This window comes from Ruminococcus difficilis (assembly GCF_016680995.1).
Genome location: NZ_JAEQMG010000117.1, coordinates 54757 through 68842 on the forward strand (window position 1 = coordinate 54757; position 14086 = coordinate 68842).

3 protein-coding genes are annotated in these 14086 nt (G+C 55.3%); all 3 read left to right on the top strand.

Translation table 11 applies throughout. The features are described from left to right. Positions 1–179: 179 nt before the first annotated feature. The 3 genes from rpoB to JKK62_RS17810 all read left to right on the top strand — a co-directional run bounded on the left by rpoB (position 180) and on the right by JKK62_RS17810 (position 13919). Positions 180–3971, top strand: a complete 3792-nt coding sequence (rpoB, locus tag JKK62_RS11115; protein ID WP_201427964.1) for a DNA-directed RNA polymerase subunit beta — start codon at positions 180–182, stop codon at positions 3969–3971. Between the two features lie 15 nt (positions 3972–3986). Continuing rightward, positions 3987–7538, top strand: coding sequence for a DNA-directed RNA polymerase subunit beta' (gene rpoC / locus JKK62_RS11120; RefSeq protein WP_201427965.1), 3552 nt, complete (start codon positions 3987–3989; stop codon positions 7536–7538). A 279-nt stretch (positions 7539–7817) separates the two neighbouring features. Beyond that, a complete protein-coding gene (locus JKK62_RS17810; protein ID WP_201427966.1) occupies positions 7818–13919 on the top strand; it encodes a starch-binding protein in 6102 nt (2033 codons plus the stop codon). The last annotated feature ends 167 nt before the right edge of the window (positions 13920–14086 follow it).

Genomic DNA, 14086 nt, shown 5'->3' on the forward strand with positions numbered 1-14086 from the left:
TTTGGTAAAGGGAGCTCCTGCGTGAGCAGGTGAGGGATTGGATCATTGATCGAGCGTAAGCGAGAACCCATGTATCGGTTGTGCGCTGCAGCTGCGGTCAATACCGCTCTTTTATCGATGTCAGAATGTGATCCAAACCGTGTTTTCCGTGAACTATCAAAAGAAGGAGTGATGTGCTTTTGGTCAATGTCAAAGACGTAAAATTGGGCAAAGCAGAGCGTAAGAGCTTCGGCAAGATTGAAGACGTCATCAATATGCCGAACCTTATCGAGATCCAGAAAAAATCCTATCAGTGGTTCCTCGAGGACGGACTCAAGGAAGTGTTCAAGGATGTATCGGGTATCAACGACTACCAGAACAACCTTGTGCTCGACTTCATTGATTATTCCCTCGATGTGGATCATCCGAACTATTCGGTCATCGAATGTAAGGAGAGAGACGCGACATATTCCGCGGCGCTGCGTGTTACCGCGCGTCTGCTGAATAAGGAGACCGGTGAGATCAAGGAGAGTAACGTCTTTATGGGCGACTTTCCGCTGATGACCGATTCCGGTACCTTCGTCATCAACGGCGCTGAGCGTGTTATCGTATCTCAGCTCGTTCGTTCTCCGGGCGTTTATTTCAAGATGAACCACGATAAGACCGGTAAGGAGCTGTTCTCCTCCACCGTCATCCCGAACCGCGGCGCATGGCTGGAGTATGAGAACGACGTCAACGATGTGTTCTATGTCCGTATCGACAAGAACCGTAAGCTGCCGATCACCGTCTTTTTGCGCGCCTTAGGTCTGGGTACCGACGGCGATATCGTCGAGATGTTCGGCGACGACAAGCGCATCAAGGCGACCTTTGAAAAGGATACCTGCAAGAGCGTTGAGGACGGTCTGATCGAAGTCTACCGCAAGCTGCGCCCCTCCGAGCCTCCCACCATCGAGAGCGCTCAAACGCACATCAATAACCTCTTCTTTGACCCGAGGCGCTACGATATGTCGCGCGTCGGCAGATATAAATATAATAAAAAGCTGAATTTAGCCGGTCGTATCACCGGCCACACCCTGACCCAGCCCGTTGTCGCGCCCCGCACCGGCGAGGTGCTGGCACAGCGCGGCGACACCGTCAGCCGTGAGACGGCGGCTGAGATCGATAACGCGGGCGTCAAGTTCGTCTACATCGCCGCCGAGGACGGTCATGAGGTCAAGGTGCTCTCCAACGGCATGGTCGACATCAACGCTTATGTCGATTTCGACTGCTCCGAGCTGGGCGTCAAGGAGCGCGTCAGCTTCGACGTACTGTGCGAGATCCTCGACTCCTGCGAGAACGAGGATGAGCTCAGGGCTGAGATCGAGCGCCGCGCGGGCGAGCTCGTTCCCAACCACATCACGGTCGAGGATATCTTCGCGTCCGTCAACTACATGAACTGTCTCGCGGAGCATATCGGTACCACCGATGATATCGACCACTTGGGCAACCGCCGCATCCGCTGCGTCGGCGAGCTGCTGCAAAACCAGTTCCGCATCGGCTTCAGCCGTTTAGAGCGCGTGATCCGTGAGCGCATGACCCTGCAGGCGCAGGATCCCGAGGCGCTCTCTCCCGCGACACTGATCAATATCCGTCCCGTGACCGCGGCGATCAAGGAATTCTTCGGTTCCTCTCCGCTGTCCCAGTTTATGGACCAGAACAACCCCCTCGCCGAGCTGACACATAAAAGACGTCTGTCAGCCCTGGGTCCCGGCGGTCTGAGCCGAGACAGAGCGGGATTCGAGGTACGTGACGTACACTATACCCACTACGGACGTATGTGTCCTATCGAGACCCCCGAAGGCCCCAACATTGGTCTGATCTCCTATCTCGCGACCTTCGCGAAGATCAACGAGTACGGCTTTGTTGAGACCCCCTTCCGCAAGATCGATAAAGAGACCGGCATCGTCACCAAGGAAGTTGTCTATATGACCGCTGACATGGAGGACGAGTTCTATGTCGCGCAGGCGAACGAGCCTCTCGATGAGGAAGGTCACTTCGTCCATAAGAAGGTCGTCGGCCGTCATAAGGACGGATTCGTCGAGCTCAAAGCATCCAGGTTCGATTACATGGACGTCAGCCCCCGCATGGTCGTCTCCGTCGCTACCGCGATGATCCCGTTCCTCGAGAACGATGACGCGAACCGTGCGCTGATGGGCGCGAACATGCAGCGTCAGGCTGTTCCGCTGATGGTGACCGAATCCCCGATCGTCGGCACCGGTATGGAATACAAGGCGGGTACCGACTCCGGCGTCTGCGTACTGGCAGATGACGACGGTACCGTCATGAGCGTTGACGCGAACCATATCACCGTTCAGTATGATAACGGCAAGGTCAAGGAGCACGAGGTCATCAAGTTCCTGCGCTCCAACCAGGGCACCTGTATCAACCAGATCCCGATCGTCGAGCGTGGACAGCGCGTCGTCAAGGGCGAAGTCCTCGCCGACGGCCCCGCTACCAAGGACGGCGAGATCTCGCTGGGTAAGAACGCCCTGATCGGCTTTATGACCTGGGAAGGTTACAACTACGAGGACGCGGTACTGATCAACGAAAAGATCGTCCGCGACGATGTATATACCTCTATCCATATCGAAGAGTATGAGATCGACGCCCGCGATACCAAGCTCGGACCCGAAGAGATCACCCGCGACATCCCGAATGTCGGCGAGGATATGCTCAAGGATCTGGACGAGAACGGTATCATCCACATCGGCGCCGAGGTCCATGCCGGCGATATCCTGGTCGGTAAGGTCACTCCCAAGGGTGAGACCGAGCTGACTGCCGAGGAGCGCCTGCTGCGCGCCATCTTCGGCGAAAAGGCGCGTGAGGTCAGAGATACCTCCCTGCGCGTACCCCACGGCGAGAGCGGTATCGTTGTCGACGTCAAGGTGTTCACCCGCGAGGACAGCCGCGATGAGCTGCAGCCCGGCGTGAACAAGGTCGTCCGCTGCTATCTGGCGCAGAAGCGCAAGATCTCGGTCGGCGATAAAATGGCGGGTCGTCACGGTAACAAGGGCGTCGTATCCCGCATCCTGCCGCAGGAGGATATGCCCTTCCTGCCCGACGGTACTCCGCTGGATATCGTCCTCAACCCCCTGGGCGTACCTTCCCGTATGAACATCGGTCAGGTGCTCGAGGTTCACCTCGGCTACGCTTGTAAGGCACTTGGCTGGAAGATCATGACTCCCGTATTCGACGGCGCTCACGAGCAGGACATCTTTGAACTGTTCGAGCGCATCAGAGATAAAGAAGATTATAAAGACATGCGCGACGAGACCGGTATCGACTTCGGCGAATGCTTCCGTCAGAACGGTATCTCCATGGAGTGTAAGACCCGTCTGCGTGACGGCAGAACCGGTGAGTTCTTCGATAACCCCGTCACCGTCGGTTACATGTACTACCTCAAGCTGCATCATCTTGTCGACGATAAGATCCACGCGCGTTCCACCGGCCCGTACAGCCTGGTCACCCAGCAGCCTCTGGGCGGTAAGGCGCAGTTCGGCGGCCAGCGCTTCGGTGAGATGGAAGTTTGGGCGCTGGAGGCTTACGGCGCCGCTTACACCCTGCAGGAGATCCTGACCGTGAAGTCCGACGATGTTGTCGGCCGTGTCAAGGCGTATGAATCCATCGTCAAGGGTCAGAACATCCCGACGCCGGGTATCCCCGAGTCCTTCAAGGTTCTAATCAAAGAGCTGCAGAGCCTGTCGCTCGACGTCCGCGTACTCAACGATGAGGGTGAAGAGATCGACCTCAAACAGCATTTCGAGGAGGACGACGATATCGTTGTCGCTTCCGATGACGAGACGCTCGAGGAGGATCAGGTCATGACCTCGATGGACGGCTTCCTGCTCGATGAGGATCAGGATGAAGAGGGCAATATGTTCGATGAGAATTCCATTTATGAGGATCAGGACGACATGCTCGATTATGACGATTTCGGATCCGACGAAGTTTAAAAAGGAGGGGCTAACATGGATAATAATGTATTTGATTCTATCAAAATCGGTCTTGCTTCTCCCGATCAAATAAGAGAATGGTCTTACGGCGAGGTCAAAAAGCCGGAGACGATCAACTACAGAACCTTAAAGCCGGAGCGCGACGGTCTTTTCTGTGAGCGCATTTTCGGACCGACCAAGGACTGGGAGTGCCACTGCGGTAAGTATAAGCGCATCCGCTTCAAGGGCAAGATCTGCGACCGCTGCGGCGTTGAGGTCACTCGCGCCAAGGTCAGACGTGAGCGCATGGGTCATATCGAGCTCGCCGCTCCCGTATCCCACATCTGGTATTTCAAGGGTATTCCGTCCCGTATCTCTCTGATGCTGGACATCTCCCCGAGAACACTGGAAAAGGTTCTCTACTTCTCCTCTTACATCGTCACCGATCCCGGCGACGCGCGCGAGCTCTCTAAGCTCCAGCTTCTCAGCGAGCAGGAGTATCGCGATATGAAGGAAAAGTATGAGGATGATTTCTCCGCGGGCATGGGCGCCGAGGCGATCCGTGATCTGCTCGCAGAGATCGATCTGGAGGCGCTTTCCGCTGAGATCAAGGAGGAGCTCGATAATTGCTCCACCTCTCAGAAGCGTGCCCGCCTCAGTAAAAGACTCGAGGTCGTTGAGGCGTTCCGCCTTTCCGGCAACCGTCCCGAGTGGATGATCATGGAGGTTCTCCCGGTCATTCCTCCGGATATCCGACCCATGGTACAGCTCGACGGCGGTCGTTTCGCGACCTCCGATCTGAACGATCTGTATCGCCGTGTCATCAACCGTAACAACCGTCTCGCAAGACTCCTTGAGTTAGAGGCGCCCGATATCATCATCCGCAACGAGAAACGTATGCTGCAGGAAGCGGTAGACGCGCTGATCGACAACGGTCGCCGCGGCCGTCCCGTCACGGGACCCTCCAACCGCTCCCTCAAATCCCTGTCCGATATGCTCAAGGGTAAACAGGGTCGTTTCCGTCAGAATCTGCTGGGTAAGCGTGTCGACTACTCCGGCCGTTCCGTTATCGTCGTCGGCCCTGAGCTGAAGATGTACCAGTGCGGTCTGCCCAAGGAGATGGCGCTCGAGCTGTTCAAGCCTTTCGTCATGAAGCGTCTGGTCGAGACCAAGGTCTCACAGAACATCAAGGCGGCTCGTAAGGCGGTCGAGAGAGCAAAGCCCGAGGTCTGGGACGCGCTCGAGGTCGTCATCAAGGGTCATCCGGTTCTGCTGAACCGTGCGCCTACCCTGCACAGACTGGGTATCCAGGCGTTTGAGCCCGTACTGGTCGAGGGTCGCGCGTTAAAGCTCCATCCGCTGGTATGTACCGCGTACAACGCCGACTTCGACGGCGACCAGATGGCGGTTCACGTACCGCTTTCCGCAGAGGCACAGGCCGAGGCTCGCTTCCTCATGCTGGCTGCCGGCAACCTCTTGAAGCCCTCCGACGGTAAGCCTGTCGTCGTTCCGACGCAGGATATGGTCCTCGGTTCCTACTATCTGACGCTCGATAAGGACGGCGAACCCGGTGAGGGTAAGGCGTTCAAGGATATCGACGAAGCGCTGATGGCGTACCAGACCGGCATCCTGACCCTGCACAGCAAGATCAAGGTCAGACGCGAGGTCGAGGTAGACGGCGAGAAGAAGAGCGCGATCATCGACACCACCGTCGGTAAGATCATCTTCAACCGCGCCGTTCCGCAGGATCTGGGCTTTGTTGACAGAACACAGGATGAAAACGTCTGCAAGTTCGAGGTGGACTTCCTCGTCGGCAAAAAGCAGCTCGGAAAGATCATCGACGCCTGCATCCGCGTCCACGGTACCGAGGTCACCGCTGAGGTGCTCGATAACGTCAAGGCGCAGGGTTACAAATACTCCACCATCGGCGCAATCACCGTCGCTGTCTGCGACGCGACCATCCCGCCCGAGAAGAAGGAGATCATCGAAAAGGCCGAGGCGGACGTCGACGCGATCCGCGAAGAGTTCAACATGGGTCTGCGTTCCGATCAGGAAAGATACGAAAAGGTACTTTCCATCTGGGAAAAGGCGACCAACGATGTTACCGAAAAGCTCCAGGATAATCTGGACAGATATAATCCGATCTACATGATGGCCGATTCCGGCGCGCGTGGTTCCATGAGCCAGATCCGTCAGCTCGCGGGTATGCGCGGACTGATCGCAAACACCTCCGGTAAGACCATCGAGATCCCGATTCGCGCGAACTATCGTGAGGGTCTGAACATTTTGGAATACTTCATATCCTCCCGTGGCGCGCGTAAAGGTCTGGCTGATACCGCGCTGCGTACCGCCGACTCGGGTTATCTGACCCGTCGTCTGGTCGATGTATCGCAGGAGGTCATCATCCGCGACGAGGACTGCCATGCCAACGAAGGTCTTGAGGTCTTTGACATCAAGGCGGGCAAGCAGGTCATCGAAGAGATGCACGAGCGTCTGATGGGTCGTTTCCTCGTTCGCGATTTCTGCGACGAGAACGGCAACGTGCTGGTCTCCAAGGATCAGCTCATGGGCGAGCGTGAGGCGGATATCATCTGCAATTCCGGCGTCGAGAGCATCGAGATTCGCTCGATCCTCGCGTGCCGCTCCAAGCACGGTATCTGCAAGAAGTGCTACGGCGCAAACCTTGCGAACGGTCAGCCTGTCACCGTCGGTGAGGCGGTCGGTATCATCGCCGCGCAGTCCATCGGTGAACCCGGTACACAGCTGACGATGCGTACCTTCCATACCGGCGGCGTTGCGTCGGCGGAGGATATCACACAGGGTTTGCCGCGTGTTGAAGAGCTGTTCGAGACCCGTAAGCCGAAGAATCTCGCGATCATTTCCGAGATCGAGGGTGACGTTCGCTTTGAGGAGATCAAGAACACCCGTCACGCGATCGTATACAATACCGAGACCGCCGAGGAAAAGAGCTATCTGATCCCCTTCGGATTCCGTGTCGCGGTCGAGGAAGGTCAGCACATCAACAAGGGTGACAAGATCACCGACGGTGCTGTCAATCCTCACGATATCCTTGACATCATGGGCACCAACGCGGTTCAGGATTACCTGATCAGCGAGGTACAGAGTACCTACCGCCTGCAGGGTGTTGATATCAACGATAAGCATATCGAGGTCATCGTGCGCCAGATGCTCAAGAAGGTCAGAGTGGACGATCCGGGCTCGACCGACTTCATGCCCGGTCAGATGTACAACCGTACCGATGTTCTTTATGCGAATAAAGAAATAAAAGAGCGTATCGCGAATGGGGAAGAGGGTCTCAGAGAGGCTACCTGGACACAGCTTTTGCTGGGTATCACCAAGGCTTCTCTCGCGACCGACAGCTTCCTGTCCGCCGCTTCCTTCCAGGAGACCACCCGCGTGCTCACCGACGCCGCGATCAAGGGCAAGGTCGATCCGCTGGTCGGCTTGAAGGAAAACGTTCTGATCGGTAAGCTGGTTCCCGCCGGTACCGGTATGAACCGCTACAACAACATCGAACTCGAGGAGAATTACATCCCCGCTGTTCCTGCCGCTCCGACAGAAGAATAAGATCCAATCATATGAGCCTCCTTTTCGGGGGCTCATTTTTCTTTGTGAGAATTATTTAAAAATAACTTCCGCTATTGTGCAAAACTGCCAAAAACAGGGTTGTTTTTTCTATGCCTGAGCTCCGACAAAAGGAGGTCGGATTTATTGAAAAGATTACGTGATTGTAATATAATATTCATAATAGCGAGAGTATACCCGAAGTGTATGCTCTGTTAAATTGACTGTGCTTGTTTGAGGGCTGTTTTGCCCCGAACAGGTAACCATTTAGGAGGAGATAACATGAGAAATTGTAAGCAGGTTATCAGCATGATCCTGGTTCTCGCCATGTTGTTCGCGGTCGTTTCCGTCGGCATGGTGCAGGGCGCGGCTGCTGATACCAAGACCATTTACCAGGATCCCCCGTATGAACCGGCGCTGTTAGGCGATGTCAACCGTGACGGTATCGTCGACGGCACCGATGTTTTGGTATTGAACAAGTCGATTACAAAACGGTTTTCAGAGGGATATCTTGATTATAACTCGATGTCCGTCGATTCCATCGAGTTCAAGGTTGCCAACTGTTATAAAGATGAAGAAACTCCGATCATCGACGGCAACGACGTCCTTTTGATCAAGCAGTTTGTCGCGCATAAACCCATCGCGATGGACAAGGGTATCGGCGAGCCCGTTTACACGACCGCGACCATAACGATCTACGGTCTGAACGGTCAGTCGGAGACCAGGGAATTCAACATCGGTGATTCTTTCACGGTCTATACCTCGCTGAACGCTAAGAAATCCGGCGAAGATGTGCAGATCGCTGCTGCCAGCGGTGAGCAGACCTTTACCGATTCCGTTCTGACATTAACAAGCCCTGTTGATGATGAGCAGTTCTTCACTGATACCGATACCGTATTCCCGGTGTTCGGCGATAAGGCGATGGGTCGACTCAGAGACACCGGTCTTGTCCAGTACAATGCGTCTACTCCCGGCACATCCGATGCTTTCGTATTTGATTCCGATGACGATCTGGCTATCGTGACCACTTACACAGTCAAAAACGGCGGCGTCGGCGAGGTCAGAAACGCGCTGTCTTATTTGGCAGTGGCAGATGACGACCTGACCAAGCTGGTGGACGACGGCGTTGTGGCATCCGATGCTTCACTGACAGTCAACGCGACATTCGACAAGCCCGGTTCCGCACCTACCGAGGCGCCGACACAGGCGCCTACCGAAGCACCTGCTCCGACAGAAGCTCCGACAGAAGCGTCCAAACCCACCGAGGCTCCGACGGATGCGCCCCTTCCTACCTTAACTCCTGTGACAGAGGCTCCGCCTGAGGAGACTAAGGAACCTACACCTACAATCGTTCCGCTTCCCACTGAGGCACCCACACAGGCTCCTACACAGGCACCGACTCAGGCGCCTACCGCGGCTCCGACTGAGGCACCTAAGCCCACCGTGGCTCCGACCGTAGCTCCGACGGATGCGCCCGCTGAAAAGGCGATCGTCACCGTGCGCGGTCTTGACGGCAGAAGTGAAACACAGGAATTCAATGTCGGCGATACTTTCACGGTATACACCACGCTGAACACCTCCGCATATAATGACGGCCGAATCGGCTCTCTGGATGCCAGACAGCTCTACACCAACGCGATCCTCGAGCTTGCCGACGAGTACGATCCCGAATCGGGTGATATCCTCGATCTCGAGAGTATGTTCCCGGTCACCCTCTCTCGAACCGTTGCGAACGGTAATGCGACCGAGCTGTCCGAGGATGAAGAGTACTTAGATCCGACCCGCGGCGCGATTTTCTACAACGCGTCCACTCCTTCGATCAAGAACGGCTTCAAGTTCGACAGCAACAGCGCGATCCTGATCAAGTCTCATTACACCGTCAAGGCGCCCGGCGAGGCAGAGATCACCAATGAGCTGAAGACGCTGGCGATGTCCAATCAGGAGCTGACCCGGATCGTGAACAATAAGCAGATCCTCCTGCCTGATTTCAGACTCCACGCTTCCTTCCTCCCGCCCGAGGAACAGCCGTCAGACGGTCCTGTTCCGACACAGGCGCCCACACAGGCTCCGACTCAGGCGCCTACTCAGGCTCCTACCGAAGCTCCGACCGAGGCTCCTCAGCCTGCCGATACCTATATCGTAGCAGGTAACGATACCACGATCTTCGGTACCTCTTGGAACGGTAACGACACCAACAACACCATGACCTTCGCGAACAACGTATGGTCTAAGGCGTACACTGTTGACGGCGCGAAGAAGGATGTACAGCTCAAGGCGGTCAAGAACGGTTCCGAGTGGATCGGCGACGAGACCGGCAACAACGTCACCTTCAACCTCAAGTCAGCAGGCACCTTTACCGTATATTGCGACGGCACCAAGACATGGGTAGTGGGCGATATCGTCACCTATGATGACGGTCTGGATGTCCAGTCCGTCACCGCGGTAGGTAACGGTACTCCCGACGGCGACAACTGGCTGAACAACATTGAATGGGATCCCGCTGCCGCAGTCAACCACATGACTAAGATAGGCGATGCCGACATCTACGAGATCGAGTACACACTCGGCGAGTACGACACCTCTGATCCTGAGTTTAAGTTCGCGATCAACGACGCATGGACCCATAACTTCGGTCTCGGCGACAACGGTGTGATCGTAAACGGCGTAACGACCGACGCGATCTACAACGGTCCCAAGAACCTGAAGATCGAGGGTCTCGAGCCCGGCACCACCATCAAGATGCAGCTCGACCTGACCGGCTTCGACTTCACTACCAAGACCGGTGCGAAGATGACCGTCACATGGACAACTCCCGCAACCGAGGCTCCGACACAGGCTCCTACCACGGTACCGACTCAGGCGCCCACACAGGCACCGACCGCAGCTCCGACTCAGGCGCCCACACAGGCACCGACCGCAGCTCCGACACAGGCACCCACACAGGCTCCTACCGCGGCTCCCACTCAGGCTCCCACTCAGGCTCCTACCGTAGCTCCGACACAGGCGCCCACACAAGCTCCCACCATAGTACCCACACAAGCTCCGACACAGGCGCCTACACAGGCTCCGACGGATGCTCCCGCAGGCAAGGCGACTGTCACGATCTACGGTCTTGACGGTGAAAGTGAAACAAAGGAATTCAATGTCGGCGATACCTTTACGGTATACACCACAATGAACACATCCGCATATAATAACGGTCGAATCGGTTCTCTGGATGCCAGACAGGTATACACCAACGCGATCCTTGAGGTTGCTGACGAGTACGACCCCGAATCGGGTGATTTCCTCGATCCCGAGAGTATGTTCCCGGTTACCAAGTACCAAACGATCGCAAACGGCAAGGAAACCGATTTGACTGAGGATGAAGAGTATTATGATCCGACCCGCGGCGCGATCTTCTACAACGCGTCTACACCTTCGATCATTAACGGCTTCAAGTTTGATAACGACAACGCGATTCTGATCAAGTCCCATTACACTGTCAAGGCACCCGGCGAGGCAGAGATCACCAATGAGTTGATGACGCTGGCGATGTCTAACCAGGATCTGACCAAGATCGTTGACAAGAAGCAGATCCTCCTTCCCGATTTCACGGTCCACGCTTCCTATACCGAGCCCGGAGCACAGCCCACGGATGCTCCTGTTCCGACACAGGCGCCCACGCAGGCTCCTTCCGTAGCTCCGACTCAGGCGCCCACACAGGCTCCGACGGATGCTCCCGCAGGTAAGGCGACCGTCACGATTTACGGTCTTGACGGTGAGTCCGAGACAAGAGAGTTCAACGTAGGCGATACCTTCACGGTATATACCACAATGAACACCTCCGCATATAACAACGGTCGAATCGGTTCTCTGGACGGCAGACAGCTCTATACCAACGCGGTTCTCGAGCTTGCCGACGAGTATGATCCCGAAATGGGTGATATCATCGATATCGAGGGTATGTTCCCGGTCACCCGCTATCAAACCATAGCGAGCGGCAATATGACCGATCTGACCGAGGATGAAGAATACTATGATCCGACCCGCGGCGCGATCTTCTACAACGCGTCTACACCTTCGATCGTTAACGGCTTCAAGTTCGATAACGACAACGCGATCCTGATCAAGTCCCATTACACTGTCAAGGCGCCCGGCGAAGCTGAGATCACCAATGAGCTGATGACCTTGGCAATGTCCAATCAGGAGCTGACCAAGATCGTTGACAAGAAGCAGATCCTCCTTCCCGATTTCACAGTCCACGCTTCCTACACTGAGCCCGGAGCACAGCCGACGGATGCTCCTGCTCCGACCGCGGCACCGACACAGGCTCCGACCGCGGCGCCCACTCAGGCTCCCACCGCAGCTCCGACTCAGGCTCCTACCTCAGCTCCGACTCAGGCTCCGACAGATGCTCCCGTTGGTAAGGCGACCGTCACCGTTCGCGGTCTTGACGGCAGAAGCGAAACACTGGAATTCAATGTCGGCGATACCTTCACGGTATACACTACACTGAACACCTCCGCATATAACAACGGCGAAATCGGTACGCTGGACGGCAGACAGCTCTACACCAACGCGGTTCTCGAGCTTGCCGATCAGTACGATTCCACTTCGGGTGATATCATCGACCTTGAGGGCATGTTCCCGGTCACCATGAACGCGACCATGGCAGGCGGTAATATGACCGATCTGACCGATGATCCGGAGTATCATGATCCTACCCGCGGCGCGATCTTCTATAACGCGTCTACACCTTCGATCGTTAACGGCTTTATGTTTGACAGCAACAATGCTATCCTGATCAAATCCCATTACACGGTCAAGGCGCCCGGCGAGGCGGAGGTCACCAATGAGATGGTAACGCTGGCAATGTCTAATGAGGATGTTGATCCCATCATCAAAAACGGTGAGATCCTCCTTCCCGATTTCAGACTCCACGCCTCCTTTATCGAGCCCTCGGCACAGCCGACGGATGCTCCCGTTCCCACTCAGGCTCCCGAGCCCACTGTGGCACCGACTGAGGCTCCCGATGTCACTGACAGAACCATCATCTTCTCTAATAACAAGGGCTTCAGCACCGTCAACATCTATTACTGGTCTGATGACGACGTGCCCGTAGACTGGCCCGGCGTTCCGATGACGTATTATGATACCAACGAGCATAATGAGCAACGCTACATCTTTGAGATGCCTGCCGGTATGACCTACTACATCATCAACGACGGCACACAGCAGACCGTTGACATCACCTTCAACGGCGCTACCGGCGTCTACATGACCGATAAGAACACCGACGGCAACTATGAGGTGGCGTTCTATGAGATCGTCGGCGGTGATGATCCTACCACCGCTCCCGAGCCGACTACTCCCGCTTCTGATATCACTGACGGTTACTATCTGGTCGGTACCATGACCGATTGGAAAGCGGAATCCGCTTACAAGTTCAGTGAGAACGCCTCCAACCCCGGCGAGTATATGCTCAACACCACCCTCGCCTCCGGCGACGGTGTCAAGGCGGTCAAGGTCGAGAACGGCGCGATCACCACATGGTATCCCGACGGTATGAATAACGACTACACTGTTGACGCGGCTCACGCGGGCAACGTCACTGTCTACTTCAAGCCCGCCTATCAGGCTGATTGGAGCGCATTCGGCGGATATCTCTATATCGACGGCGGTTCTACACCGACTCCCGATCCGACAACAGCTCCGACTGAGGCTTCCGATGTTACCAACAGAACCATCATCTTCTCTAACAACAAGGGCTTCAGCACTGTCAATATTTATTATTGGTCTGATGAAGACGAGCCCGTAGAGTGGCCCGGCGTTCCGATGACTTATCTCGATACCAATGAGTTGGGCGAAAAGAGATATACATTCGAGATGCCCGCCGGCATGACCAACTACATCATTAACGATGGTGAACAGCAGACTGTTGACATTCCGTTCACCGGCGCTACCGGCGTATACATGACCGATAAGGATGGCACAGGCAACTACCAAGTAGCTTTCTATGACATCGAAACACCGGATCCGACTACCGCTCCCGAGCCGACCACAGCTCCCGAGCCCGCTAAGAATTATGTTTATCTGAATGCAGGCGGTTCCAGTCTTTGGGATCAGGCAAATGCACGCTTTGAGTTGTATGTTTGGAATGACGGTCAAGATGAAGGGGAGTGGCTGACCGCTACAAAGGTTGGCAGCACTTATCGCTTTGAGCTTCCGGATAGCTACACAACTGCAAACTCTAACTGTATCTTTGTTCGTGAAAATCCGGCTGAGTCAGCAGGCAGTTGGGACAGCGTTTGGAACCAGACCGATGACCTTTCACTGAATGGCAATATCGGAAAAACATACACTATTACCGGATGGGGAAGTAGTGACGGTAAATGGTCATAATTCAAATTTAGAATAATATACCTTTGCTACAGGGGCAGGCTTCGGTCTGCCCCTGTTTCTTGCGGTTGACGATTCTGCGCAAAGACGTTATAATAGATTAGCTTTCTTTTTTGAAGGAGGCGCACGAAGGAAGAAAGTTGCTTCAAATAATGACTGTATATGGAGGT